This window comes from Halanaerobium sp. DL-01 (assembly GCF_003338615.1).
GTDB lineage: Bacteria > Bacillota > Halanaerobiia > Halanaerobiales > Halanaerobiaceae > QPJE01.
The window spans coordinates 13115-40024 of record NZ_QPJN01000012.1 but is presented as its reverse complement, the minus strand read 5'-3'; the positions used below and the strand labels follow the sequence as shown (position 1 = coordinate 40024).

Annotated in this window: 25 protein-coding genes; 20 read left to right on the top strand and 5 right to left on the bottom strand. The window is 34.5% G+C overall.

The annotated features are described in order from the left end of the window. Positions 1-143: 143 nt before the first annotated feature. From DER71_RS05830 to DER71_RS05815, 4 genes are all read right to left on the bottom strand, one after another. Positions 144-1472: a PTS galactitol transporter subunit IIC gene (locus DER71_RS05830; RefSeq protein WP_114474409.1), complete on the bottom strand. Its 1329-nt coding sequence runs from the start codon at positions 1470-1472 to the stop codon at positions 144-146. An 18-nt stretch (positions 1473-1490) separates the two neighbouring features. Further along, positions 1491-1778 (bottom strand): PTS sugar transporter subunit IIB, encoded by a 288-nt coding sequence (locus tag DER71_RS05825; protein WP_114458191.1) that lies wholly within the window; start codon positions 1776-1778, stop codon positions 1491-1493. 67 nt (positions 1779-1845) lie between these two features. Beyond that, entirely contained in the window at positions 1846-2331 is a 486-nt protein-coding gene (locus DER71_RS05820) for a PTS sugar transporter subunit IIA (RefSeq protein ID WP_114458190.1), read from the bottom strand. Positions 2332-2426: 95 nt separating this feature from the next. Further along, positions 2427-4430: a BglG family transcription antiterminator gene (locus DER71_RS05815; protein ID WP_114458189.1), complete on the bottom strand. Its 2004-nt coding sequence runs from the start codon at positions 4428-4430 to the stop codon at positions 2427-2429. A 382-nt stretch (positions 4431-4812) separates the two neighbouring features. Between DER71_RS05815 and pdhA the strand changes: the two genes are divergently transcribed. From pdhA to DER71_RS05730, 17 genes are all read left to right on the top strand, one after another. After that, entirely contained in the window at positions 4813-5790 is a 978-nt protein-coding gene (pdhA, locus tag DER71_RS05810; protein WP_114474408.1) for a pyruvate dehydrogenase (acetyl-transferring) E1 component subunit alpha, read from the top strand. Then, complete coding sequence (locus tag DER71_RS05805; protein ID WP_147267758.1) at positions 5790-6764, top strand: alpha-ketoacid dehydrogenase subunit beta; 975 nt, start codon at positions 5790-5792, stop codon at positions 6762-6764. Before pdhA ends, DER71_RS05805 begins: the two co-directional genes overlap by 1 nt. Before the next feature lie 46 nt (positions 6765-6810). Then, positions 6811-8064 carry a dihydrolipoamide acetyltransferase family protein gene (locus DER71_RS05800; protein WP_114458186.1) on the top strand — a complete coding sequence of 418 codons (1254 nt, stop codon included), beginning with the start codon at positions 6811-6813 and terminating at the stop codon, positions 8062-8064. A gap of 158 nt (positions 8065-8222) precedes the next feature. Further along, the gene (locus DER71_RS05795; RefSeq protein WP_114458185.1) at positions 8223-8594 is read left to right on the top strand and encodes a transcriptional regulator GutM; all 372 of its coding nucleotides are present in this window, start codon (positions 8223-8225) and stop codon (positions 8592-8594) included. 380 nt (positions 8595-8974) lie between these two features. Then, a complete protein-coding gene (locus DER71_RS05790; RefSeq protein WP_114458184.1) occupies positions 8975-9511 on the top strand; it encodes a PTS glucitol/sorbitol transporter subunit IIC in 537 nt (178 codons plus the stop codon). Between the two features lie 148 nt (positions 9512-9659). Further along, positions 9660-10673, top strand: a complete 1014-nt coding sequence (locus DER71_RS05785; RefSeq protein WP_114458183.1) for a PTS glucitol/sorbitol transporter subunit IIB — start codon at positions 9660-9662, stop codon at positions 10671-10673. 141 nt (positions 10674-10814) lie between these two features. Further along, entirely contained in the window at positions 10815-11180 is a 366-nt protein-coding gene (locus DER71_RS05780; RefSeq protein ID WP_114458182.1) for a PTS glucitol/sorbitol transporter subunit IIA, read from the top strand. Between the two features lie 17 nt (positions 11181-11197). Next, entirely contained in the window at positions 11198-12487 is a 1290-nt protein-coding gene (locus DER71_RS05775; RefSeq protein ID WP_114458181.1) for an SAF domain-containing protein, read from the top strand. Positions 12488-12656: 169 nt separating this feature from the next. Beyond that, the gene (locus tag DER71_RS05770) at positions 12657-12971 is read left to right on the top strand and encodes a bh protein (protein ID WP_114458180.1); all 315 of its coding nucleotides are present in this window, start codon (positions 12657-12659) and stop codon (positions 12969-12971) included. 18 nt (positions 12972-12989) lie between these two features. Next, positions 12990-13988, top strand: coding sequence for a lipoate--protein ligase (locus DER71_RS05765; RefSeq protein WP_114458179.1), 999 nt, complete (start codon positions 12990-12992; stop codon positions 13986-13988). Between the two features lie 329 nt (positions 13989-14317). Then, on the top strand, positions 14318-15274 hold the full coding sequence (locus DER71_RS05760; RefSeq protein ID WP_114458178.1) for a sugar-binding transcriptional regulator: 957 nt from the start codon (positions 14318-14320) through the stop codon (positions 15272-15274). A 236-nt stretch (positions 15275-15510) separates the two neighbouring features. Further along, positions 15511-15993: an RpiB/LacA/LacB family sugar-phosphate isomerase gene (locus DER71_RS05755; protein ID WP_114458177.1), complete on the top strand. Its 483-nt coding sequence runs from the start codon at positions 15511-15513 to the stop codon at positions 15991-15993. A gap of 198 nt (positions 15994-16191) precedes the next feature. Further along, positions 16192-16845 (top strand): fructose-6-phosphate aldolase, encoded by a 654-nt coding sequence (gene fsa, locus DER71_RS05750; protein ID WP_114458176.1) that lies wholly within the window; start codon positions 16192-16194, stop codon positions 16843-16845. Between the two features lie 589 nt (positions 16846-17434). Next, positions 17435-18007 carry a glycerol-3-phosphate responsive antiterminator gene (locus DER71_RS05745; RefSeq protein WP_114458175.1) on the top strand — a complete coding sequence of 191 codons (573 nt, stop codon included), beginning with the start codon at positions 17435-17437 and terminating at the stop codon, positions 18005-18007. A 255-nt stretch (positions 18008-18262) separates the two neighbouring features. Continuing rightward, positions 18263-19795: an FGGY-family carbohydrate kinase gene (locus DER71_RS05740; protein WP_114458174.1), complete on the top strand. Its 1533-nt coding sequence runs from the start codon at positions 18263-18265 to the stop codon at positions 19793-19795. 266 nt (positions 19796-20061) lie between these two features. Beyond that, positions 20062-20922: a class II fructose-bisphosphate aldolase gene (locus DER71_RS05735; protein WP_114458173.1), complete on the top strand. Its 861-nt coding sequence runs from the start codon at positions 20062-20064 to the stop codon at positions 20920-20922. Positions 20923-20985: 63 nt separating this feature from the next. After that, positions 20986-22239, top strand: coding sequence for a zinc-binding dehydrogenase (locus DER71_RS05730; protein ID WP_114474407.1), 1254 nt, complete (start codon positions 20986-20988; stop codon positions 22237-22239). A gap of 96 nt (positions 22240-22335) precedes the next feature. Here DER71_RS05730 and DER71_RS05725 read toward each other — a convergent pair whose 3' ends face one another. After that, on the bottom strand, positions 22336-23106 hold the full coding sequence (locus tag DER71_RS05725) for a DeoR/GlpR family DNA-binding transcription regulator (protein WP_114458171.1): 771 nt from the start codon (positions 23104-23106) through the stop codon (positions 22336-22338). A 514-nt stretch (positions 23107-23620) separates the two neighbouring features. Here DER71_RS05725 and DER71_RS05720 point away from each other — a divergent pair. The 3 genes from DER71_RS05720 to DER71_RS05710 all read left to right on the top strand — a co-directional run bounded on the left by DER71_RS05720 (position 23621) and on the right by DER71_RS05710 (position 26894). Further along, positions 23621-24952 (top strand): sn-glycerol-1-phosphate dehydrogenase, encoded by a 1332-nt coding sequence (locus DER71_RS05720; RefSeq protein ID WP_114474406.1) that lies wholly within the window; start codon positions 23621-23623, stop codon positions 24950-24952. Positions 24953-25067: 115 nt separating this feature from the next. Continuing rightward, entirely contained in the window at positions 25068-25865 is a 798-nt protein-coding gene (locus tag DER71_RS05715; protein WP_114474405.1) for an HAD-IIA family hydrolase, read from the top strand. A gap of 18 nt (positions 25866-25883) precedes the next feature. Next, on the top strand, positions 25884-26894 hold the full coding sequence (locus DER71_RS05710; RefSeq protein WP_114458168.1) for a dihydroxyacetone kinase subunit DhaK: 1011 nt from the start codon (positions 25884-25886) through the stop codon (positions 26892-26894). Positions 26895-26910 lie beyond the last annotated feature (16 nt).

The window sequence follows — 26910 nt, the reverse complement described above, 5'->3', positions numbered from 1 at the left end:
ATTAATTTTGTGCAAAATATCACTTGTACCAGGTACAAAAAGGTCTTTTTGTACCTGGTACACACAGTTAGATGTCAGACACCTGTTAAATTCAGATATCTGACATCTGCTGTAATTGTATTATAATCTATAACATATATATTTTAGGCAGTAGCTCCCTTGTTTCTATATATATAATATCCAAATCCAACAACAGCTATTGCAATTATTCCAACACCAATTACACCCAGGTTCATGAATTTAACTATCAACCAGGTAAGAGGATTGCCACCATCACAGATACTGGAGATAATATTGGCTCCTTCTGGGAATTCAAAAGAAGTTGTTTTAGCTGCAGATGTAATCATTGGTGCCAGGTTGGTAGCTATCAGCAGCCCAACTCCGATGATAATAGCTCCGATTAAAGTAGATCTAAATATATTACCTTTTGTAATCGGGATAATCATGACCACCATAAATGGCAGTGTGGCCAGATCTCCAAATGGAAGCACACCATTACCAGGTATAATTACAGCTAAAAAGATTGTCAGTGGAACCAGGATAAGAGCTGTAGAAATAGCACTTGGATGCCCTATTGCAATTGCGGAGTCAAGTCCAATATAAAATTCTCTGTCCTGGAACTTTTCGCGCATATATTTTTTAGCTGATTCAGATAGAGGTGTCAGACCTTCCATAAGAATTTTTACCACTCTGGGGAAAAGAAGCATAACGGCGGCCATTGTAACACCAAGATTCAAAATTTGGGGAATGCTGTATTGGGCAAGCATTCCGACAATAATCCCTAATACAAGTCCCATAAAGATTGGTTCACCAAAAACACCAAATTTTTCCTGTATTGTTTCCGGATCAAGTTCAATATCATTTATTACAGGTATTTTATCTATCATGGCATTTAAAGGTATTGCAATTGGTACATATGCTGCAGAAAATCCATGTGGCAGAGATATATTAGGTATGTTGTAGAATTTCTGCACCATGGGAGCTGTCCAGTCAGCCAGAACAAGAACAATTGCTGCATTGAGGGCAGCAGTAATAAGTCCCCAGGTCAGACTGTTAGTAACAGCAGCTACCAGGGAACCGGTAAAAGCAAAGTGCCAGTAGTTCCAGATATCAACATTTAAGGTTTTAGTAAGCTTAAAGAAAATCATAACAACATTGACCAGAAGCACAATTGGTATAACAAAAGCGCCAACCTTTGTACCATAAGCTATTGCTGCAGAAGCGGGCCAGCCTACATCAATAATATTGAGAGAGATCCCAAAATTGTCGATCATAGCTTTTGCTGCAGGTCCAAGGTTGCTCACCAGTAAATTAAGTACAAGGTTAATACCAACAAAGCCGATACCTATTAATAATCCAGACTTAAAAGCTTTTCCGGGTTTTTGTTTAAAAATTAGTCCCATAATAAAGATTATAATTGGCAGAAAAACTTGTGCTCCCAGATTAAGTAAATATTGAATAGCAGCTTGCATTATATTTCCTCCTTTACTCTAGTCCTTTAATATATTTTTAACTTCTTCTATTACTTCTTCTTCTCCAACTCCGCTAATAAAAGGAAGACCTTTTACATAAGGAACATCAACTTCAAATGGAAGTTGAGTTGTAGCAATTAGCAGATCCACTTTATTATCTTTAAGATGGCTTTTGGCTTCTGTAACTTTAACCTGATTGATATTGACATCAAAATTATTTTCCTTCGCAATTTCTTTAATTTTTTCTCCCACTACAGTTGATGTTGCAATACCGGTACCACAGACAAGTAAAATATTTTTTTTCACTGGTATTCACCCCCTTTTTTTAATAAGAATTTGCTAAAAATTAAATTAACCACTGTAAAATTAAAATCTACTGCAAATTTGTTTTAACTAAATTAAGTATTTCATGCTTATCATCAGACTTTTTGATAGATTTTAAAAAGTCAGAATTCTGAAAAGCCATAATAAGTTTGCTTAAAAATTTGCTCTGCTTTTCCTTTTCGTCTATAAGTAAAAAGAATAGGACTTCAACATTCACTTCTTTATTTGGATCATCCATCTGCTTAAAAGTGATAGGTTCAGCCATCTTTACCACCATTAAAGAAGCTTTTTTGATATGTTTATTGTCTGTATGTGGTATGGCAACATTTATTGGTTCTGTATTTATACCTGTTGGAAAAACAGCTTCTCTTTCAAGCAGTGCATTATAATAGCTTTCTTTAACGATATTTTTTTTCATTAAAATATTGGACACTTTTTTGAACAGCTCTTCCTTTGTTTTAGAGTGATCATTTATAAGTATTAAATCTTTTTTGACCATATTATCAATATTCAGTAATGTAGAATTTTTTTTCATAAATTACATCTCCCTTTTTGATAAATAATATAGTGATAAAATTGTGGAATAAAAATTTTTTATAATTGTCGAGACAGAAATTTAATATAATTAAACTAAAGAGTGTTTTTAGATAACTGGCTGTATATCTGATCTACAGAATCTGCCCTAATTAAGTTATCAAAAAATTGTTCATCTTTTACCAGAAGATTAAAGACTCTAAAAAATTTTTTAGCTTTGGCTTTATCTTTTAAGGCAAGCAGAAATATAATATTAACATTTTTAGAATCATCACTCCATTTGATTCCTTTTTGGAGTATGGCAACTGCAACACGTGATCTCAGCACAAATTCGTTATCACCATGTGGAATGGCCATACCCTTTGTTATTTCTGTGGATGTAAGTTCTTCTCTTGCAAAAACAGACTGGCTGAAATTTTTTTTAACAATTCCTTTTTGTACAAGCTTATTAATTAAGAAATTAAGAAGTTCTTCTTTTGAATTAATATTTAAATCAGGAAAAATTAAATCTTTGTCAAATAAAGAGTTGTCTATTTCTGCATATGTATTAAAACTCAGGCTGTTTTTAAACTGAGTTAGTTCACCTTTAATCTTTTTGATATCTTCTTCCAGCAGAAGAGGATTGACCTGTATAAAAGGCTTTTCTTCAATTTTTACTGGTACAGTACTAATAATTAAATCAATACTGGTTAAATTATAATTTTTTAGGCTGTGCAGTGATATCGAATCACTGATATTGATATTAACAAAGTTTTCCTGCAGTTTGGAAGCTAAAAGCTGTGCTGTACCAATACCACTTCCACATACAAGCAGCAGATTGACAGTCCTTTTTCTTCTTTCCAATGCTGCTCCCAGATGTAGTGCAATATATGCTACTTCCTCTTCTTTAATCTGCAGATCTAGTTTTTCCTTAAAAATAATACTGGTAGCCCATGCCGCTCCAAAAACATTGGGATAATTTTTCTTTATATTTTCCAACAGCGGATTACGCAGACTTAGACCATATCTAAGTCGGTTGACAGCTGGTCTCAAATGAAGAATAAGACCTGTAAACAGTTTTCTATCATTCTGCAGGCTGACATTCAAAATATCCTCTGACATTTCTATAATACTGCTGGCAGTTTCTATAATTTCCGGGTCAACAGTTTTGAGCAGATCATCCAGGTTATCTGTATCAACATTTTTTAAAGATTTAGAGCCAAGTATGTGCAGGCACATATATCCAATCTCCGAATCAGGAAGGCTAATATCAAGCTCTTTATTTATTTTTTTGGCAATAAACTTTGCAATTCTGTATTCTTCTTTGTTTTTTAAGCTGTTTAAACTGTCTTTATCCATCACAATATTTTTATTGGCTTTTAATCTTTCTATACTGATGGCAGTGTGTATAATTAGCCCATTAAAGGTCTGATCTGTAAAGGAAAAATCAAGTTCATTTTCCACTTCAATTAAAATATTTTCTAAAACTTCAATCAGCCTGTCCATATTTACATCTGTAAAAAGATCTTTTAAAGATCTGTAAACTGATTGATCAATGCGCGAATTATCATCATTTATGTTCAAAAAGTTATTTAAAATACTTTCATTTTGAACCTTTACCAGCAGTTCTGCAGTAAACTTGCGCCAGTTTTTTTCCTTTCCTTCTATATTTAATCCATTTTCATTTTTTATAAGCTGCAGATTGTATTTTTTTAACCAGTCTCTAATATCTTTCAGATCTTTATAAATAGTTGCATCAGAAACATACAGCTCTCTGGATAGATCGCTGACATTATAATCACTATTTTCAAAAATAAGTTTAAGAATATAGTTCTGTCTTTGTTTTGGTGTGAGCTGTTTGCTGTTTTTGAGATTATCCAGCAGTTCATTTTGAAGCAGCTCCATTTCATTATCGTCGAGCTCAAGCCAGACACCAACATTTGGTTTTTTAATAAGTTTAAATCCTTTTTTGTCCAAAAATTTCTGCAGTTCTTTGAGATCTTTTCGGACTGTGCGACGTGATATAGTCAATTTATCGGCCAGAGCCTGTATAGTAATAGGAGAATCTGATTGAAGAAGAAGGTATATAATCTTATTTAATCTTTCATATGTTAACTGCATTAATGGTCAAACCTCCATATCTTGCAAAATTATCTTACTTTTCTCTATATTACTATTATTAAAAGTATTATTCCAAGTTTAATATTATCACAGGAGATTTTTTAAAACAATGAAATAACTCGGATGATATTTCCAGATTAATGTGGAAGGATTTTATAATTGTTAATCATTAATTAGTACCGGGTACAAAACCCCCTGTTTTGTACCCGGTACAAGTGATTATAAGCACAATTAAGAATAGAAAAAATTTTAAGAAAAATTATCAGATTTACCTTGACAGACCTAATTTCTGATGGTACCATTAAGATGCATTTAATTTACAAAAGATATAAAATAGAACAAATGTAAAAAAATAAGTTAATAACGCGTGGAGGTGAAGGCAATGGAATTGTCTGAAGCGAAAAAATTAAAGATGTACAGAGACATGTGGAGAATTAGACAGTTTGAAAGAAAAGTAGATCAGTTTATTTCCAGAGGTGATATTACCGGGACAACTCACCTTTATATAGGTGAGGAAGCTACCGCAGTGGGAGCAATTAATGCTTTAAAAGATGAAGATTATATAAGCAGTACCCACCGAGGTCATGGTCATGCTATTGCAAAGGGATCTGATATTAAGGAAATGATGGCGGAGCTGTTCGGAAAAAGAACTGGAGCCTGTAAAGGTAAAGGCGGTTCTTTACACATTATTGATACCAGTACAAATAATTTGGGGGCAAATGGTATTGTTGGGGGAGGTATTCCAATAGCTGTTGGAGCTGCTCTGGCACTTAAGATGCAGAACCGCGATGAAGTTGTACTTAACTTTTTTGGTGATGGAGCCATGAATCAGGGGGCTTTTCATGAAGCTGCAAACCTGGCAGCAGCCTGGAATCTTCCAGTAGTATTTCTCTGTGAAAATAATCAGTATGGAATGTCAACTTCAATAGAAAAAGCATTTAAGATTAAAGATCTGGCTAAAAGAGGGGAAGCCTATGGTATACCAGGTGTTAGAGTAGATGGAAATAAAGCTCTAGAAGTATATGATACAGTTTTAGAAGCTGCTAAGAAAGCAAGAAATGGCGGCGGCCCCAGCCTGATAGTGTCAGAGACATATCGCTGGAAAGGTCATTCTAAGAGTGATGCCAAGGTTTATAGAACAAAGGAAGAAGAAGAAGAATGGAAACAAAGAGATCCAATCGCTGATTTTGAACAAATACTCATCGAACAGAATTTGCTCGATGAAGATAAAATAAAAGAGATTAAAAATGAAGTTGATGCTGAAGTAAAAGAAGCAGTAGAATTTGCAAAAGAAAGTCCATATCCGGACAAAGACGAAATATTTGATGATGTATATGTAGATAGGGAGGTGGAATTATAATGAGAGTTATAACAGGAAGAGAAGCAGTAAGAGAAGCACTGCGTGAAGAGATGCAGAGAGACGAAAATGTCTTTATAATAGGTGAAGATGTTGGAGTTTATGGTGGTGCTTTTGGTGTTACAGGTAATTTAATAGAAGAATTTGGTGAGGAAAGAGTTAGAGATACTCCTATCTCCGAAGCCGCAATAGCAGGGGCAGCTGTTGGAGCATCACTGCTGGGGATGCGCCCGGTAGCAGAAATAATGTTTATGGATTTTGTTACAATAGCTTCTGATCAGCTTATGAATCAGGGGGCAAAAATTCATTATATGTTTGGCGGCCAGCAGAATGCACCATTTGTAATGAGGATGCCGGCCGGAGCAGCAGAAGCTGGAGCTCAGCATACTCAGAGCCTGGAAGCACTGCTTTATCATATTCCAGGACTCAAAGTTGTAATGCCTTCTACACCATATGATCTAAAAGGATTACTCAAAACAGCCATTAGAGATGATAATCCTGTCATGTTTGTAGAACATAAAAAAGGTTATGGCGAAAAAGGCGAAGTTCCCGAAGAGGAATATACTATTCCATTTGGAAAAGCAGATATAAAAAGAGAAGGAAAAGATGTAACTATAATAGCGACTTCTCATATGGTATTTAAAGCATTAAATGCTGCTGAAACACTTGCAGAAAAAGGAGTGGATGCAGAGGTACTAGATCCAAGAACACTGGTTCCACTTGATATGGAAAGTATTGTTAAGTCTGTAAGTAAAACTGGTAAAGTAGTTATAGTTCACGAAGCTCCAAGGAGAGGTGGAGTTGGTGGAGATATAGCGGCAAGAATTTCTGACAGTGAAGCATTCTATTATCTGGAAAAGCCAATTAAGAGAGTTACAGGTCCAAATACTCCGGTACCATTTTCTCCAGTGTTAGAGGCAGAATTTATTCCAAGTGAAGAAAAAATTATTGATGCTGTAATGAAATTAACTAAATAACATAAGTATATAAGTAAGTATGGACTTATAAGGAGGTATAAATATTATGGCAGAAGAGCTGATTATGCCCAAACTCAGCATGACCATGGAAGAAGGTCAGATTGTTAACTGGCTGGTTGATGAAGGTGATGCAGTTGAAGAGGGTGAAGTAATATTAGAAGTTCTCAGTGATAAAACAAATTTTGAGATTGAAGCTCCTGCATCTGGTGTTCTGCTCAAAAAAATATATGATGCAGATGATGTTGTGCCTGTCACTGAAGTAATTGGATATATTGGTGAAGAAGGAGAAGATATTGAAGACTTAATTGCTGATAAGGAAGCTGGCTCAGAAAAAGAAGCAGAAGTGCAAGATAAAGAAGAAGCTGCAGAAAAAACAGAAGAAACTGAAAAAACTCCTGCAGCAGAAAAAGAACAGTCGACAAAAGAAAATGACATAGAAGTCAAAGATGAAATAATAACAGATAAAGTAAAAACAGTACCTGCTGTAAGAAGAATTGCTGAAGAGAAAAATATAGATCTGCGTAAAGTTGAACCAACAGGAGAAAATAATGTAATAGAAGTAAGAGATATCGAAAACTATATAGCAGAAATGGAAAAAGGAACAGAAATTAAAGCTTATAGAGAAAAATTAAGTGGTATTAGAAGGTCCAGTGCCAAAAAAGTTAAAGAAAGCTGGACAGATATACCCCATGTGACAGTAACCAGTGAAGTAAATATGGAAAAAATAATTGAACTTAAAGATAGCTGGAATCAGATGCAGAAAGATGATGTGCTTAAAGTTTCTATAACCGATCTTCTGATTAAAATAGTAGCTGCAGCAATGGAAAGACATCCTATTATGAATGCATATATGGAAGATGATGTAGAAGTTGTTCATAATGAGGGAGTAAATATAGGACTTGCAGTTTCAGTCGATGATAAGCTTACAGTTCCGGTATTTAAAAATCTGGAAGCAAAAAATATAAAAGATATTGTAAGAGAGAAAAAAGAACTTATAGAAAAAGCCAGAAATAACAAACTTAAGTCAGATGAAATAACAGGTGGTTCTCTCACTATAAGCAATCTGGGTATGTATGGCACAGAAATATTTACACCGATTATCAATGCTCCTCAGAGTGGAATACTGGGAGTTGGAACAATAAAGAAAAAACCTGTTGTCGTAGATGATGAAATTACAATTAAGCCAATGATGTGGCTGAGCCTTGCCTTTGACCACAGGCTGGTAGAAGGTGCACCAGCTGCAGTATTTCTCAAAGAAATAAAAGATCTGCTGGAATTCCCGGCTAAAGTCATGTTTTAGTCACTTGTAAGGAAAAAACAGGGAATTAGCTTTTTTAGTGTGTGAATATATATTTCAATGCGGCTGCTTAAAAAGGAAATTTCTATACTATAAATTTAAATAGGAATTTCTTTAAATATATTTAATAAAATCACTTAACCAGAAAAGGTGTGAATTTTATGTGGGTAAGAGTAATAATATTAATCATAATTGCCTGGATTCTGCAGGCACTGTTTACATTCCTGCAGATTTCTAACTACCGCAAAAGAATAAGAGAATTAAAAAAGAAGGGAAAGCTTGGTATTGGTAAAGTATCACGAAAACTGAGTGCCGGCACTATTGTGTTTCTGGTAAGTGATGATTCTAAAACAATTATAGATGCCGAAAGAATGAGTGGAATAACAGTATTTGCCCGCTTCAAAAAAGACAAAGAGCTGATCGGCAAGTCTTTAGCCGAGCTTGAAGAAAAAGAATTTAAAAATAAAGCTAAAACAGAAGCGGTAAAAAAAGCAGTGGAAAATTTAAAATCACAGTTTCAGAGTGAGGATTAATTTTTTAACATATTTTTAACAGTATAATTAATAATGAAGTGGATTTTAAACAGGTTAATCATTATAAACAGCAGAACAGCATAAATGCGGAATAAAACCTGCCCAGAAATCTGCTTCATTTAACTCTGAAACTCTGTATTAAAATTTATTCATAATATTATAAATAATTAGACTTGGAAGAAATATTTTAAAAATACTTGTTTTTAAATGGTTAATATACTGTTTACAGAGAAAGCCAGCTGACTAAAATACTCCAATCTTTATACTTGATTTATAATAACTCATAAAACTGAAGAAAATCTAAAATGGAGGTGGTGCAAAGGTTAAAAAGTTTGCTGATGATTTAAGTTTTAACAAAAATTTTGGAGGTGTTAAAATTAATGGAAGCATTAACTGTTTTTGCAGAATGGTTTATAGGTTTATTTAATGAAGGTGGTAAAACATTTGTTGGTTTTCTTACAGGGATAGTTCCAACTCTTGTTGCTCTGATGACAGCTGTTTATGCTATTAAAAACATGATTGGAGAAGAAAGGGTAAATAAATTTGCCCAGAGAATTGGCGGTAATATTATTCTCCGCTATACACTTCTTCCAATTATGGCTGTCTTTTTCCTGACCAATCCAATGGCTTATACATTTGGAACTTTTCTTCCCGAAAGATATAAGCCCGCTTTTTATGATGCAGCAGTTTCATTTGTTCATCCAATCCTGGGTCTTTTTCCACATGCCAATCCGGCTGAATTATTTGTCTATATGGGAATTGCCAACGGTATTCAGGAAGCAGGATTTTCTCTTGGCGCTCTGGCTATAAGGTACTTTATAGTTGGTGTGGTAGTAATCTTTATAAGAGGTCTTGTTACTGAACGTATAACTGTCTGGATGATGAACAGAGAAGGTGTAGAATTAGAAGGATTTTAATATTATTTTAAATCCAAAAAAGTTTTGGCAGGTCAGTTAAACAGCATCTAAACAGCTGAACTGTTTGACTGGAATGGCAGGATTTAAGCAAAACAAACTAAAAATCTAAAAAGTTATGATTAATATAATCATAAAAGGAGGAAAAGTAATGGCTTATAAAGCTGTAAAAATTAATCGCTCCAGCAGTGGTTGGGGAGGGCCGCTTGTCCTTAAACCAACAGATAAAAAAAATGTAGTTGCATCTATAACCGGTGGTGGAATCGATCCGATTGCCAAAAAAATTGCTGAAATGAGTGGAGCAGAGGCAATAGATGCTTTTACAAATAGTGTTCCAGAAGAAAAGATTATGTGTGTTGTAATTGACTGTGGTGGTACTGCACGGGCAGGAGTTTATCCGAAAAAAAGAATTCCTACTGTTAATTTAACTCCGGCCGGACAGGTTGGGCCACTTGCAAAATTTATAAAAGAAGATATTTATGTTTCTGGAGTAAAAGAAAGTACTATTGAGTATGCAGAAGATGAATCAGAGGTTGTAGAAAGTGAAGTAGAAGCTGCAGGAGCTTCCGAAGCTGGAGAAGAAAAAGAAGATATTAATGCTAAAAAAGCTGCTGCTGAAGAAGAAAAGGGTGGTATAACAGGATTTATTGCCAATATAGGTAGAGCTATGGGTGGAGTAGTAGGAATATTTTATCAGGCAGGACGTGAAACAATAGATCAGCTGATAAAAAATATTATTCCTTTTATGGCCTTTATCGCAACAATAATTGGTATTATTAATGCTACTGGACTTGGAGAATTTATTGCTAATACACTTTCTCCACTGGCAAGTACACTACCTGGACTTCTATTATTAACAATTATTGCATCACTTCCGTTTCTGTCCCCTATTCTTGGACCCGGTGCAGTAATTGCCCAGATTATTGGTGTTATGATAGGTGTAGAAATTGGAAAAGGTAATATTCCGCCACAATTTGCACTGCCGGCTCTGTTTGCTATTAATCCTCAGGTTGGCTGTGATTTTGTTCCGGTAGGTTTAAGTCTTGGTGAAGCTGAACCAGAAACACAGGAAATTGGAGTTCCGGCTGTACTGATTTCCAGAGTAATAACAGGGCCAGCGGCAACAATAATTGCCTACTTTGCCAGTTTTGGCCTCTATTCATAAGAGATAATATACTTAATGCTTATTAATACTAATACAGCAAAAGGCAAAATTTGTTTATTGATATAGAGCAGCAGACAAAGCAATACTAGTACTTTTTCTAAAGCTGTTATTGTACTTAATTATACAGGAGGAGGAATAATTTTGGAAACAATCTATGAAGTAGAAGTTACTGGATTAGGTGAAGGTGTTGACGAATTTTTGGAACAGGACTTAATAGTTCTTTTTAATAATAATGCACCTGCAGAACTGGCCGAAATCTCTGTTATTCATACAGAAGCAGAGCTAAAGGGTGAGATAGAAGCAGGTGATATTATAAGTATAGATGATAACGATTATAAGATCACCGCTGTTGGTGAAGTAGTTAATAAGAATATAAGCAGGTTGGGACATTCAACTTTAAGATTTAACGGTAGAGATGAAGCACAGCTTCCTGGAGATATTAATGTAGAAAAATCTCCACTGCCAGATATTAAAAAAGGAACTATTATTAAGATAATCAAAAAATAATTTAAATAAAAGGTGATATAATGAGACTTTATAATGAGTTAAAAAAGAGAGAAAGTATGGGAAATAAGATCAAAGTTGCTCTGGTAGGTGCCGGTCAGATGGGTACCGATATTGTGAGTATGGCTTCTTCAATGCCGGGACTAGATATTGCCGTTGTAGTAGACATTAATCTGGAAAATGCTCAAACAGCATATAAACTGTCAGGATTAAATGGAAACCAGATTAGAGAAAGCAGTAGCAAAACCGAAATAGAAGATTTAGTTATGCAGGACAAAGCAGTAATTACATCTGATTCCAATATAGTGACAGAAGTGGATAATATTGATGTAGTAATAGATGCAACAGGAGTACCAGAAGTAGGTGCTGAAGTTGGATTAAACAGCATTATGAATGGTAAAGATATAGTTATGATGAATGTTGAAGCTGATGTTGTGATAGGACCTATCCTTAATAAAATGGCCAAAAGGGCCGGTGTAACCTATACTGGTGCAGCCGGTGATGAGCCAGCAGCTATTATGGAAATATATGATTATGCAAAGAGTATGGGACTTGAAGTAGTAGCTGCCGGAAAAGGTAAAAACAATCCACTTCAGCTTGATGCAAATCCGGATACTGTTCGAGAGACGGCAGAAAAGAAGGGAACTACTCCTAGAATGCTGGCTACCTTTGTTGATGGTACAAAAACGATGGTAGAAATGGCAGCTGTCTCCAATGCAACAGGCCTTGTACCAGATGTTGTCGGCATGCATGGGCCAACTACCAATGTAGAAGATCTTCCCCAAAAATTTTCTCTAAAAGAACAGGGTGGAATCCTGAACAGCAAAGGAGTAGTCGATTATTCGCTTGGAAATGTAGCACCAGGGGTATTTGTTATAGTAACCTCTGATAATCAGCGAGTTAAAGATAGTTTTGCTTACTCCAAGATGGGTTCTGGACCTAATTATCTACTCTACAGACCTTATCACCTGGTTAGTCTGGAAACTCCAATCTCTGCAGCGAGAGCAGTAATTAAGGGAGAGGCAGCAATTGCTCCAGAGTTTGGTCTGGTCAGTGAAACAATAACAGTGGCTAAAAAGGATCTCAAAACAGGTGAAACTCTTGATGGGATTGGCGGCTTTACTGTCCACGGTTCAATCGAAAAAGCTGAGACTGCCAGAGAGAAAAACCTCCTCCCCCTGGGTCTGACTCATGGTGCTGTAATGAAAACAGATGTTAAAAAAGGTGATCTTTTAACCTATGATGATGTTGAAATTAAAAAAGATTCCATTATCTATCAGCTGAGAATGATTCAGGATAAGATGCTGTAAAAAAATGAAGCAGGTATCAGGCACTTAAAAAAATTTCTCGGTGTCTGGTACCTATATTTTTTGCCAAGTTTTTGTTCCAATCTGCAATTGCTATTTTGATTATATTATCTTATAATAAAATTGAACAGCTTTAAATTTACAAGATTAAATCTGGAGGTGTTTTAGATTAATGGAAAAAGTTGAAACAGAATTATACTGTGTAAAATGTGATGAAGAAACCCCCCATATAGTAACCTATATAAATGATGAAATTCAGACAATAAAATGCAATAAATGCGGCAGCTCACATGGAATTGACAAAAAAGAACTGCTGGAGCACTATACAGTTGACACAGTTGAACACATCCTGACAGAGCCCTTTAAGCTGAGCAAACAGCTTAAAGAGAAGAAATTTTCTATTTTATATTCTTTACCCAAAAGGCTGCTTACAAAACCCTACAGAATAGCAAAAGACATTAAAGATATATTAGAGGAAGAAGAATAATTTAAAAAGGAGAGTATTATGAGTATTAAAAAATCTAAAATAATTTATTCAGAAGAATTTAATCCATGGTACAACCTGGCTTTAGAAGAATATTTGTTAAACAGTGTTGATGATGATGAGATAATATTATACCTGTGGCAGAATGATAATACAGTTGTAATAGGCAGAAATCAAAATGCCTGGAAGGAGTGCCGCTGCAGCCTTCTGGAGGAAGAAAATGATGGATATCTTGCTCGAAGATTATCAGGAGGAGGAGCTGTCTATCATGACATGGGTAATTTAAACTTTACTTTTTTGATGGACAGAGATAGTTATAATCTCAAAAAACAGCTGTCAGTTATCCTGGAAGCAGTAAAAGGACTGGGAATTGATGCTGAATTTTCCGGCAGAAATGATCTTGTAATTGGTGAAAAGAAATTTTCCGGTAATGCCTTTTATTTTGGCAGTAAAAAAGCATATCATCATGGAACAATACTGCTGGATACAGATATTAAATCTCTAGTGGAATATCTGCAGGTATCAAAAGAAAAGATTATTTCCAAAGGGATAGAATCTGTACGTTCAAGAGTTGTTAATTTAAAAGAAATTAATGATAAAATTAATCTGGACTCACTTAAAGAAAAGCTGGAAAAAAGTTTTAGCAGTATTTATGTAGAGCCAGAAGAAATTTTGCATTATACACCTTCAGAAATGCCAGAAATTGCAGATCTTTATGAAAAATATTCTTCCTGGGACTGGAGATATGGAGAAACTACTGAATTTGATATAATATTTTCCAACAGATTTGACTGGGGTGAAGTAGAAATAGCGCTTAATTCTGTTAATGCTGTGATAGAAAAAGCAAAAGTTTATTCTGATGCAATGGAAGCAGAACTGTTTGCAGAGCTGGGTCCTGTGCTGGAAGGTGTTCGCTTTACCAAGGAAAATATTATTGAAACTGTAAAGGGTCTAAAAGATAAAGGTAATAAAGAGATGATTTCTGATCTGGTAGACTGGATAAAAAAACGGGATTTTTAAATATTATAGACTTTCCCCATTTTTTATATACTGCTGCAAAAAAGGGAGATGCAGGAATATTGAAATTTTTAGTCAATGAATCTTAACGAAATGAAGGAAGAAATAGGGTTGAACTGCAGGATGGAGTGAGCTAATCATGAGTCAGGAGGACTCATTGATTAGTGTGCCCTATTTCACACCCGAATTGTGTTTTAGATAAATCTAAAAATTTCGTTGATGACTAAAGCCCCTTTTTGCAGCTTGAAAATAAATTTTGGGGAAACTCCTATTAAATATTTGCTTGACATGGGAAAATTGCTGTTTGTCTGGATGGAGAGGGGAATTTTAACATGGATGAAAATAAAAGGTACTGTAAAAAGCTTAAAGCAGCAAGATATTATTATAATGAAGGTTTAACCCAGCAGGAAATTGCTGACAGACTTTATATTTCTCGTCCTACTGTTTCTAAAATGCTGAAAGAGGCAGAAGAAGAAGGAATTGTTCAGTTTAAAATTATAGATGTAAAAGATAAATGCCATATGCTGGACCTGGAAGACAAGCTGGTTAAAAAATTTGGACTTAAAAATGCTGTTATTGCAGAATATGATGAGAAATATAATGACTTAAAAGATAGAATAGGCAAAGCAGCCGCACAGTATTTTGAAGATGTAGTAAAAAGTGGTATGACAATAGCTATCTCCTGGGGAACAACCCTGCGTTCTATGGTAAAAAATTTAAATTTCAATAAATCTGTAGATAATCTAAAGGTAGTTTCTATGGTTGGTGGATCGAGGAATCTGGTGACAGATATTCAGGCCAATATTTTAGTGGAAAAAATATTGAATAAATACCAGGGGAAAGGCTATTATCTTTATGCACCTGCTGTTGTGGACAGTCCTGATATTGGAGAAAATTTGAAAAACAATCAGGAAACTAAAGAAGTGCTGGAAAAATCGAAAGAAGCAAATATAGCTTTTGTGGGGATTGGCCCTGAAATAGAAAAATCCACTTTAAAGGAAACCGGTTATTTTAATCAGGAAGAGATAAATCTTTTAATGAATCACAATTCTGTTGGAGATATCTGCTGGAGATTTTTTGATAAAAATGGTGAAGTTTGTATCCCTGAAATTGATAAGAGAACAATAGGGGTAAGTCTTGATACACTAAAAGAAATGAAGACAGTAGCTGGAGTTGCCGGTGGTGAAGAAAAGTTAGATGCTATACTGGCCACACTTAGAGGAAATTTAATCGATATATTGATAACAGATGAAATTACCGCCAGAAAAATAATAGAAAAATCAGAATAAATTATCTTCAGTTTTCATTTGAAATCATTAATTTAAATTATTTTTTAAAATTAGTATTTAATGTATTTTACTAATTTTTATTAATTCAGCTTAAATAAAAAAATATAAAAATAAATAAAAATAAATAATAAAATATGCTTGCTTTTGCTTTCATATTGTGTTAATATTTAAATTAAAGAAAATAAAAGATAATTTTTAAAATTTAATTTATAAATCAGCAATTAGGAGGTGGGGAAATGAGTAAAAAAGCTAAAAAGAAAATTGTTATTGGTGCAGCAAAGGCAGCTGTTGAATTAAAAGAAGTTTTAAAAGAACTGCTGGAAGAAGAAGAAATAGAATATGAAGATGTGGGTCTTAATTCAGCTGATGAGGATGAGTATTACCCATCAGTGGCAAAAAGAGCTGTAGAAAAGATAGTAGAAAGCGATTATGAAAAAAAAGGTATTTTACTCTGCGGTACAGGAATTGGTATGGCAATTACAGCTAACAAATTTCCCAAAATATATGCTGCTCAGGTTTATGATAGCTATGCAGCAGAACGGGCCAGCTTAAGTAATGATGCAAATGTTATTACACTTGGTTCCAGAATAACCGGGCCAGAACTGGCAAAGAAAATAGTTAAAGAATGGCTTGGACTGGAATTTAAACCTGGACGTTCAACCCCAAAACTAAAAGAGATTTATGAGATAGAAAAAGAGAATTTTAAGGGAATTGAATAAACCAGTATTTTTTAATGTCTAGGAAATTATACCAGGTGGTTTATTGTGGATAAAATTTATGGATTCATAATTTTCGACGTCAACAAAATTTAACCTTACTGTAATAAAGAAGTCCGAAGGACATTTTGTTCTAATAAAAAAATCAGTATACAAAAATCTACAATATAAATTACTATAAATTATAAGGGGCTGATAAGATTGAAATTTTTTATTGATACTGCCAATCTTGAAGAAATTAAAGAAGCAGAAAGTTATGGTTTAATAGATGGTGTGACAACAAATCCATCTTTGGTGGCAAAAGAGGGAGATATTGAATTTGAGACAAGAATAAAAGAGATCTGTGAAATAGTGGATGGCCCGGTTAGTGCAGAAGTGGTTGGTCTCAAAGCTGAAGAGATGATTAAAGAGGCAGAAGAACTGGCCGAGATAGCTGATAATGTAGTTGTTAAGATTCCGATGACAATGGAGGGAATGAAAGCTGTTAAAGCACTTAGTGAACAGGGTATAGATACAAATGTGACCCTTGTTTTTTCGGCTAATCAGGCACTTCTGGCTGCAAAAGCAGGAGCAGCCTATGTAAGTCCCTTTATAGGAAGATTGGATGATATAGCAGCAGATGGTATGAACCTTGTAAGAGAAATAGTGCAGATTTTTGATAACTATGGTATAGAAACTGAAATTATTTCTGCCAGTATAAGACACCCCATGCATGTCAAAGAGGCAGCACTTGCCGGGGCAGATATTGCAACTATCCCATTTAATGTAATAGAAAAACTTTCCCAGCATCCCCTTACAGATATAGGCATTGAGAAATTTTTGGATGACTGGAATAAAACCCAGGGTGCTAAATAGAGGAAAAATAAATGTTAAATTAAATTTCAATACTGTACGGAGTTTAGCAGCATAATTTGAATTTATACCACAAAAGTTTGTAGCAAAATAACTTATCAATTAATACAAATATTATAAAAATATATTAAAACCAAACCAATACAGGCTGTACTGCTGTCTGCAGTTTGTATTGGTGAAATAATTCAGAATATTGATTTAAAATTGCAAATTTTCATTCATATTAAAGAGTTTCTCCAAAATTATTTTTAGAGATGCAAAAAAAGAGATTTCTTTATAAATGTAATTTTTAGATTCATTTAAAACTCAACTATGGTACGGAAATATGGTACATTAATCAAAGAGTTCTCCTGATTCATGATTTTGACGCACAGGATGTGCTGGTGTCCTGAATACTGTAGGATGTAGCTAATATGAGGGATTACATTTTGTAGTTCGACCCTATTTCTCTCCAGCAATAAAGGGTAAAAATTAATTGCTGTCCTTTTTCATAATCTTTTGACTTGTTTCAAATTTAATGTTATAATTATAAATATGATAATAAGTAAAAGTATAAGTGAAGAATAATAAAAGGTTGTGAATAAAGATCAAAATGAACAAAAGAAGAGTTGGAGACATTTTTTCTGATAAACTCATTATTCCATCTGTAAAAAAGCTGAAATATCTTAATGAGGCCCTTAAGAGTTCTGCTCCTGTCCTTTATTTATCCAATGTTCATATTGGTAATTTAAAATCTATCTCGGAAACCTGCCATAAAAAGAGTAAATTTGTTTTTGTTCATACCAACTTAATAGGTGGTTTTAAAGCAGATCATACTGGAATAAAATTACTAAAAAACTTTTTTCGGGTAGATGGATTATTTTCCACCAATCCCCAGACTATAAGTTTGGCTAAAAAAGAAGGCCTTTATGCTGTCCAGCGTTTCTTTTTTATGGATTCTATGTCAACAGATTTTGCGCTAGAAAGTTTGAGGAGCTCAAATCCTGATGCATGTGAACTGCTGCCTTCACCTTTAGCTTTGAAGGTTAAAAAAAAAATAAAAAGTGTGAATCCAGATATACCACTGCTGGCAGCCGGCTATATAGATAATCGAAAATTTGTAGAAAAAATATTTGAAGCCGGTCTAGATGGATTGACTACCAGCAGCAAAGATTTATGGCCCTAAATTCTTTATTTATTAATTCCTTCTAAACCGTAATCTAAGTTCCTTAATTTTCAAAATATTAAAACAAAATATTAATGATCAACACTTTTATTATATTAATCAAAACAAAATCAATCAAAAGGGTATGTGATAAGAAACCCCGCTTTTAGACAATAGGATATTTTCTGTTGTTCTAGAGTGGGGTTTTTATGTTTAGATTTTAAATTTTGCTGTTTTTAACAATTAACATATATCAAAATTAGGAGGGAAAATTATATGAAGTATGTATTAGGAGTAGATATAGGCACAAGTGGCGCAAGGGCGGCGATCATTAATGAAGAAGGTGAATTTGAAAATTCATTTTACACCAACCACGGGTATAATATACCTAAAGCAGGTTGGGCTGAACAGGAAGCAGAGGTATATTGGAACAGTTTTTGTGAGGTAGTTAAAGAGGCTACAAATTGGGTTGAAGAACAAAATGGCGACATTGTGGGACTTGGTGTCAGCGGGTTAACTCCAGATGTTTTACCGATAGATAAAAATGGAGAACCCTTAGCTCCTGCAATTTTATGGCTGGACAGAAGAGGTACAGAAGAAGCTGAATGGATAAAAGATAATATTGGTGTAGACAAAGTATTTGAGTTAAGTGGAAACACTGTTGACTCCTATTATGCTTTGGTGGAACTGCTCTGGCTGAAAAATAAGGAGCCTGGGATTTACGGAAAAGCAGATAAATTTGTAAACATTAAAGATTATGTACTTAACAAACTAACTGGAACAATCTGTATGGATTATACTCAGGCTGCCTGTACAGGTATAGGGTTCGATATCCGCAAAAAGCAGTGGGATGCTGAAATGTTCAATAAACTTGGACTGGATATTAATAAGATGCCCGATCTTGTTAGGCCTGAAGAAATAATTGGAGAAACTCTTCCAGAAATAAGTGAAGAAACGGGGTTGGAACCTGGTATTCCAGTTGTTGCTGGAGCAGGAGATGCATTTGCTAGTGTAATGGCTGCTGGTATTAGTGAAGTTGGAGAAAATGTTGTAGCCTTAGGTACTTCAGCAGTTTGGGGATTTTTAGGAAAATCTGATGACTTTGCAGAAAATATGCTTGTTACCCCCGCCCCTGGTTATCCTGATATGTATCTAACTAGTGCAGCACCTGTATTTACAGGTGGAGTATATAAGTGGATTAGAGAAAATATCATGGCACATGAAGCTGAAGATGCCTATGATAAAATGAATGAAGAAGCAGCAAAAATCAAACCTGGTTCAGATGGATTAACTATCCTGCCGTATTTTGCAGGTGAAAGATCACCTGTTTGGGATGCAAGAGCTAGAGGAGTTATTTTTGGTTTATCCACAGACCACACCAGGGCCAATGTATTTAGAGCTGGACTCGAATCTGTAGCATATGCTCTGCTTGACAACTTGAAATACATTAGAGCCTCAGGTACTGAAATTAGTGAAGATATGGTTGTAACAGGTGGTATGGCTAAAAGTAAATTACTGAGAGAAATTTTAGCAAACACCCTGAACATGAATGTTGTTTACATTGGCGGTCATGTAAGTGCTGAAGTAGGATCAGCTTATATTGCCGGTAATGGTGTTGGCTTATTTGAAAGTTATGAAGTGGCAAAAGAAAAACTAGAACTTATTGATAAAATTGAGCCAGATCCAAAGATCAACGAAATTTATGAAGAATACTATGAAAGAGTATATAAACATTTGTACCCAGCTCTTAAAGATATATTTAAAGCTAATTATGAAATCAGAAACAATGTTGATAAACTGATCAATTAAAAACTGATCAATTAAACTCATTTCGATGTTTGTCAAGTTGTATAACTGCTTTGTTAAATGACTATTAAGATGATGGGTTAATAAACACCAACCTGTTTTCTCGTAATAATTTAATAACTTCAATAAGAGAGAAAACAGGAATAAAATATCAAATAAATCTTGAATGACTATATTTTTTAAAATTAAGTTTCAAAAACCCCTAAAATTTTTATTTATTTTATTAAAATAAATTACTATCCCAGGTCTAAAAAAGGAGAATGATAATTATGCTGACTAATTTAAATGAAGTACTGCCCCAGGCAAGAAAAGAAGGTTATGCAGTTCCAGCGTTTGACTGTATTGAAGATTTTATGATCAGAACTATTTTGGATACTGCAGAAAAGAAGAAATCACCTGTAATTTTAATGTCTTTAAGACACGATCTTGAAGGTAAAGGATTTAGTTATATTGCAGGTTTGATCAATAAAGTTGCTCCAGAATACGATATACCAATTGTGCTTCACCTTGATCATGCGGAAAATTTCGAATTTATAAAACAGGCGATTGATAATGGTTTTACTTCAGTAATGTATGATGGCTCTAAACTTCCTTTTGAAGAAAATATTAAGAATACAAAAGAAATAGTTGACTATGCACATACTAAAGGAGTTACAGTTGAAGCTGAATTGGGGCATGTGGGTGGAATGAAACTTGACGGCAGCAGAGAAGGAGATTCCCAGCTTACCAGAGCAGAGGATGTAAAAATATTTATCGAAAAAACTGGTGTTGATGCTTTAGCAGTTTCGATCGGTACCGCTCATGGTGTTTATGAATCCGAACCGGAATTAAATATTGAACGTTTAAAAGAGATTAATGAGATCAGTTCGATTCCTTTGGTACTTCATGGTGGTTCTGGTACACCTGTAGAACAGGTTCAGGAATCTATCAAAAACGGTATTGCAAAAATTAACATCTTTGCTGATTTGAGAATTTCAATGTATAAGGGACTTTTAGAAGCTGCCAAAAAGGCAGAGCAAGAAGGAAGAATTGACCCAACTCCAGATGTACTTTTTGAACCGATTAGAAATTCTCTAAGTGATGCTGTGGCTGGAAAAATAGAAGATTTATTTGCTGATAACAGAGTTTGATTGATAAAGGAAACAAAAAACTATTAGATTTGACGTAACGGAATATTAACCAGGAGGAATAATATGAAAACTAGAGCACTCAGATTATATGGGAAAAAAGATCTTCGTTTAGAAAAATTTGAGCTTCCTGAAATCAAAGAAGATGAGATTCTGGCAAAAGTAGTTACAAACAGCATTTGTATGTCGACCTACAAAACTGCTCTTCAGGGTGCAGACCACAAACGTGTACCTGATAATGTTTCAGAAAATCCGATTATTACAGGCCACGAATTTGCAGGTGAGATAATAGAGGTTGGTTCAAAATGGAAGGATAAGTATAAAAAAGGTGAGAAATTTACTATTCAGCCTGCCCTTGTCTATGAAGGAAAAGCTGTAACAGCCGGATATTCTTACCCATATTATGGTGGAAACAGTGAATATGTAATTATTCCATCTGAGGTAATTGAGACAGATTATATTTTTAAATATAAAGGTGATGCATTTTTTGAAGCTTCTCTGGCGGAACCTATTTCCTGTGTGATCGGAGGGTATAAGTCTGTTTACCATCATACAGATGATTATAAACATGAGATGGGAATTGTTGAGAGAGGAAGTACTGTTCTTTTAGGTGCTGCAGGCCCTATGGGTCTTGGTGCTTTAGATTATGCACTTCATTCTGATAGAAGACCTTCTCTTTTAATTATGGTAGATATAAATGAAAAAAGGCTTCAGCGAGCAGCAGACATATTTTCTGTAGAAGAAGCTGCTGAAGACGGAATTGAGCTTCACTATATAAATCCAGCAGAAGAAGAAAATTATCTGGAGAAAATTAGAGAATTAAATGATGGACAGGGTATTGATGATGTATTTGTTTATGCTCCTATTAAAAAGTTAGTAGAAGATGGAGATGAGCTTTTGGGAGATGACGGCAATTTGCATTTTTTTGCTGGACCAACAGATAAAGAATTTTCTGCTGAAGTAAATTTTTATAATGTTCACTACTCAAATACACATTTTACTGGTTCATCTGGTGGTAATGATGTTGATATGAGAGAGGCGCTTGATCTTTTTGCTGAATCGCGTCTTAAACCAGCCAAGATGATTACACATATTGGTGGACTTGATAGTGCAGAAGAAACTATTTTAAATTTACCCGATCTTCCTGGAGGGAAGAAGCTGATTTATACCAATATAAATATGGAATTAACACCTCTTAAAAAATTAAGAGATAAAGCTGAAGTTGATAAAAGGTTCGCTGAGCTGGCAGATATAGTTGAAGCAAATAACGGGCTCTGGTCAAAAGAAGCAGAGGATTATCTGCTTGATAATTTCAGTTAAATTTGGCTGTACATTAAATACTTAAATATAATAAAACACGGCACATAAAAAATGTTTCTTTATATTTTTTTAAGTCTAACTGTTCTAATTTTTTTCCTATTTTCCAATAATTATTTCTATACCGGAATCTTTTATTTCTTTAAGATCTTTATCATTTATTTGAGAATCTGTAATAAGGAGATCGATTTCACTACTGCTGGCAAATTGAGCAGCAGAAGTATGACCTATTTTAGTATGATCCAGGACTGCAATTAATCTGTCGGATTTTTCTACCATTTTTTTCTTTAATTCTACTTCATAAAAATTAAAATCTGTTAATCCATTTTTGACATTGAATCCGTGCGCAGAAGTAATCATCAGATTAGCAGAAATATCATTGAGCATACAGCTGCCGATAAGTCCTTCTACAGAACCGGATTTAGGCCTTACAATTCCTCCCAGCAGAATAACATTAAAGTCTTCTTCATTTTTAAGTTCTAGTGCGGTATAAATGCCATTGGTTATTACTGTCAGTTTTTCGTATTGGGTTAGATAGGGAAGGAGGTAGAGAACTGTAGAGCTGGCGTCAAGTATTATTGTCTGACCGTTTTCTATATAGTTTTTTGCCACTTTTCCAATTGCCTTTTTTTCTTCCACATTTTTTTCACTTCTTTTGTGGAAACTGCGGAAACTGTTTTTGCTCTCTCTTTCTGGCAGAACAGCACCACCGTGAATTCTTTTTATTAAACCCTTTTCTTCGAGCTGGGTCAGATCATTGCGGATAGTTGCACCTGATACAGAAAGTTGTTTTTCCAGTTCCTGTGTGGAGATTTGTTTATGTCTTTTTAAAATTTCTAAGATTTTATTTTTCCTTGTATGAGAAAGCATCTAAAATACCTCCTAGTAGATTTAAAACTACTGTCATTTGTCATTTATTATAATTGTATTTTATAATATTTTGAATGTCAAGCAAATTACAATCATATGTTTATATATTTTAAATTATTTTTTTATTTAATGTCTGAAATAAAAGAAAATAAAAACTACCAATAAAATGATAATTTAATCAACTTTATTCATACTGTATTTAGTATTCAAAGCATGTAAAAATAGTTTAGTCTTGATCAATTAAAATGGTAATCTTTATTTAAAGTGTGATAAAGCCGAATTTAATGTCATTAGGGGTACAATTTTTAAACATTATAAAAAATAATAAAAATAAATAAAAATAAACAGAAAGAAACAATAATAATTACTTGCTTTAATTTTTATATTATGTTAGTATTTAAGTGGATAAGTATCTGTAAATTAGACAGATTTAATCAATTTGTTTCTAACAGCTGTAATTTTAAAGAATGACTCCTTAATAATTTTTAATTATATTACTGAAAGGAGAAATAATATGGATTTAAATATTAATGAAATTTCAGGAAAAAAATGCTCCTGTGGAAGAACACATCAGATTCCCATAAAAGAAGTTTTAATTGAAGAAAGTGCTGTTGAAAAACTGCCCGAGTTAATTAAGCAAGTAACAAATGAAGAAAAAATCTATGTTGTAAATGATAAAAACACTAAAAAAGCTGCCGGAGATGCTGTGCAGTCAGTGCTTAATGAAGCCGGATTTAAAGTAAAAGAAATTCTGCTTAAGGAAAAAGAAGGAGATGACCACCTGGTTCCTGATCCTGATGCTATTTTTAGTGTTTTAGCAGGAACAGATGATGATGGATATATTGTTGCAGTTGGCTCAGGAAGTATAAATGATCTTACTGCTTATGCAGCGCGAAAAATGGGGAGAGGTTATTCTGTTGTTGCCACAGCACCATCAATGGACGGTTATGCATCTTCAATTGCCTCTATTACTGCAGAAGGGATTAAAAAATCTTATGATATTACACCACCAGAGTTTATTGCTGCTGATTTAAATATTCTGGCAGTTTCTCCCTGGAAGTTAATTCAGTCAGGGATCGGTGATCTGCTGGGCAAAGTGACCTCTCTTTTAGGATGGAAAATGCAGAGAGAACTGCTTGATGCATATTTCTGTCAGGAAGCTTATAATATGGTGGAAAATGTGCTGAATGAGCTGATGGATAATTATAAAACTATTATAGATCGAAAGATTACAGGAATTGAATCACTTACAAAAGGCCTTATATATTCCGGTATTGCGATGATGATGGTCGGGAACTCAAGACCTGCATCTGCAGGTGAACATCAGATATCTCATTTTTTTGATATGTATTCTGGCATATTTAAGCAACCTGTACCAACACACGGCATTAAAGTTGGGGTTGCTGCAGTTATAACAAGTAATATGTATCTGCGGCTGCTGGAAACTGATTTTTCTGAACTGGAAATTAAACACAACCGCAAACTGAGAGAAAAAAATATAAAGGAAATATATCTGGATAAAGCACCTAAAATACTCAATCTTCTTGATAAACGCTGGGAAAGAGAAAAAATATCTCAGGCGAGATTGCTGGAGAAAGAAACAAATCTAAAAAGCTATATTAGAGAATATAAAGATAAGCTTCAAAGTATAGAAAAAATTCTGGATGATTTTGGATTTTTTGAAAGAGAAGATGTAAAAAATTTAAATCGAGACTGGTTAAATAAAGCAGTGAATTACGGCTTTGAAATTAGGGCCCGCTACTCTATCCTCACTCTTTTAACACAGCTTGGATTAATTGAAGAGTGGTCTCAGGATGCAGTGGCAGAGTTGGAGAAAAAACTTTAACTTTATTAAAAAATAATAAAGGGTGAAAGAAGAGATTAATATATAGAGGGAGAAGTTAAAAAAATAAGGAGAACAGATATAAAGTAAATTAATACAGTTAAAGGAATGATAGTTAATGAACAGGATTAAAGATATCGATTGTTTTTTACTTGATATGGATGGAACTATATACTTGAGCAATCAGCTTATTGATCAAGCAGTTGATTTTATAAAATTACTTGAAGAACAGGATAAAGAGTATGTGTTTTTTACCAATAATTCTTCTAAAAATACAGATGATTATCAAAAAAAGCTAAAAAATTTTGGGCTTGATGTTCCGCTGGAAAAGATAGTTAATTCAGGTCAGGTGACAGCCAATTATGTAAGAGAACATAAGGAGAATGCTGCTGTATATCCGGTGGGGACACCTTCATTAGAAAGGGAGCTGGCCAGTGCAGGTCTCAAACTAGTAAAAGACAAAAACGAAGAGATAGATTTTCTTGTCCTCGGTTTTGATAAAACATTAAATTATAAAAAGCTGTGGGATGCACATGATCTCATTTTAGAGGGCATAGAATATATAGCGACAAATCCTGATTCTGTCTGTCCATTAGAAAACGGGAAAAGCATGCCTGACTGTGGCTCTATTATAAGTCTGCTGGAAACTTCAACCGGGAAGAGGCCGCTTGTGGTTGGAAAACCAAATACTCTGATGGTAGATTATGTCTCCAAAAAACTGGGTATTAAAAAAGAGGGAATGGCAATGGTTGGAGATAGAATTTATACTGATATTCAGATGGCTATCAATGCCGGTATTACAGGCATTCTGGTTCTCAGTGGTGAATCAACCCAAAAAACTGTTGCGGAAAGCCCACAGGAAGTTGATTATGTTTTTAATTCAGTTGCTGATATAATGGAGCAGCTGAAAAAATAATATAAGGGGGCTGGGTTTATGGGTAATCCAAATTATGAAAAGTATCTTAATGACCCGGAAGAGCTTATTGAAGAAATGATCGATGGTTTTGTTAAATCACATGAGGACAGGATTAAGCAGGTTTCGGAAAGATCAGTAGCAAAAAAAGAAGCTCCTATTGAAGGAAAGGTTGGAGTCGTTTCTGGTGGGGGTTCAGGACATCTGCCCGCATTTATGGGCTATATTGGTGATGGTGCTCTTGATGCAGTTGCTGTTGGAGATATATTTTCTTCCCCTTCTGTTGACCATATCTATGCGGCAATTAAGGCTGCAGATGGTGGAAAGGGAGTTATTTGTTGTATAGGTAATTTCAGTGGAGATATTATGAATTTTGAAATGGCTTCAGAAATGGCAGAAGAAGAAGGAATAGATGTTAAAACTGTGATTATAAATGATGATGTTGCTTCTGCGCCAAAGGAAAAGATGAAAAACAGGCGGGGAGTTGCCGGTGAGGTGATTATCTGGAAGCTGGCTGGGGCTATGGCTGAAAAAGGTTACAGCCTTGATGAAATTAAAGAAACGGCTGAAAGAGCTCTTTTCAATACAAGAAGTATGGGAGTTGCTCATAAGCCCTGTATAATGCCAACAAATGGAGAGCCAAGTTTTGAGCTGGCTGAAGGGGAGATGGAAATTGGCGTCGGCCACCACGGAGAACCCGGTATTAGAAGAGAAATGATGAAAACAAATGATGAGATTACGGCAGATCTTTTAAATATTGTTCTGGAAGATCTTCCCTACAAAAAAGGAGATGAAGTTGTAGTTCTGATTAATGGTCTTGGGTCTACTTCAAGACTGGAGATGTATATTTCCTATAGAAAGGTATATAATATGCTTCAGGAAAAGGGTATAAAAATATTTAAAAACTATATTGGAGAATTCTTTACTTCACAGGAAATGGCAGGTTATTCTATAACTCTTACTAAAGTTGATGATGAATTAAAAGAGCTGTTTGCAGCTGACTGTGATGCAGTTGGATTCACCTGCCTCTAAGTGTGTACCAGGTACA

Bases quoted from the DNA above. Each gene is read 5' to 3' on its own strand.
- DER71_RS05815 (WP_114458189.1), bottom strand. From the start codon at position 4,430: ATGCAGTTAACATATGAAAGATTAAATAAGATTATATACCTTCTTCTT.
- DER71_RS05710 (WP_114458168.1), top strand. From the start codon at position 25,884: ATGGGTAATCCAAATTATGAAAAGTATCTTAATGACCCGGAAGAGCTT.
- DER71_RS05830 (WP_114474409.1), bottom strand. From the start codon at position 1,472: ATGCAAGCTGCTATTCAATATTTACTTAATCTGGGAGCACAAGTTTTT.
- DER71_RS05725 (WP_114458171.1), bottom strand. From the start codon at position 23,106: ATGCTTTCTCATACAAGGAAAAATAAAATCTTAGAAATTTTAAAAAGA.
- DER71_RS05790 (WP_114458184.1), top strand. From the start codon at position 8,975: ATGGAAGCATTAACTGTTTTTGCAGAATGGTTTATAGGTTTATTTAAT.
- DER71_RS05735 (WP_114458173.1), top strand. From the start codon at position 20,062: ATGCTGACTAATTTAAATGAAGTACTGCCCCAGGCAAGAAAAGAAGGT.
- DER71_RS05745 (WP_114458175.1), top strand. From the start codon at position 17,435: ATGAACAAAAGAAGAGTTGGAGACATTTTTTCTGATAAACTCATTATT.
- DER71_RS05720 (WP_114474406.1), top strand. From the start codon at position 23,621: ATGGATTTAAATATTAATGAAATTTCAGGAAAAAAATGCTCCTGTGGA.
- DER71_RS05805 (WP_147267758.1), top strand. From the start codon at position 5,790: ATGAGAGTTATAACAGGAAGAGAAGCAGTAAGAGAAGCACTGCGTGAA.
- DER71_RS05765 (WP_114458179.1), top strand. From the start codon at position 12,990: ATGAGTATTAAAAAATCTAAAATAATTTATTCAGAAGAATTTAATCCA.
- DER71_RS05730 (WP_114474407.1), top strand. From the start codon at position 20,986: ATGAAAACTAGAGCACTCAGATTATATGGGAAAAAAGATCTTCGTTTA.
- DER71_RS05755 (WP_114458177.1), top strand. From the start codon at position 15,511: ATGAGTAAAAAAGCTAAAAAGAAAATTGTTATTGGTGCAGCAAAGGCA.
- DER71_RS05740 (WP_114458174.1), top strand. From the start codon at position 18,263: ATGAAGTATGTATTAGGAGTAGATATAGGCACAAGTGGCGCAAGGGCG.
- DER71_RS05820 (WP_114458190.1), bottom strand. From the start codon at position 2,331: ATGAAAAAAAATTCTACATTACTGAATATTGATAATATGGTCAAAAAA.
- DER71_RS05785 (WP_114458183.1), top strand. From the start codon at position 9,660: ATGGCTTATAAAGCTGTAAAAATTAATCGCTCCAGCAGTGGTTGGGGA.
- DER71_RS05715 (WP_114474405.1), top strand. From the start codon at position 25,068: ATGAACAGGATTAAAGATATCGATTGTTTTTTACTTGATATGGATGGA.
- pdhA (WP_114474408.1), top strand. From the start codon at position 4,813: ATGGAATTGTCTGAAGCGAAAAAATTAAAGATGTACAGAGACATGTGG.
- DER71_RS05760 (WP_114458178.1), top strand. From the start codon at position 14,318: ATGGATGAAAATAAAAGGTACTGTAAAAAGCTTAAAGCAGCAAGATAT.
- DER71_RS05795 (WP_114458185.1), top strand. From the start codon at position 8,223: ATGTGGGTAAGAGTAATAATATTAATCATAATTGCCTGGATTCTGCAG.
- DER71_RS05770 (WP_114458180.1), top strand. From the start codon at position 12,657: ATGGAAAAAGTTGAAACAGAATTATACTGTGTAAAATGTGATGAAGAA.
- DER71_RS05800 (WP_114458186.1), top strand. From the start codon at position 6,811: ATGGCAGAAGAGCTGATTATGCCCAAACTCAGCATGACCATGGAAGAA.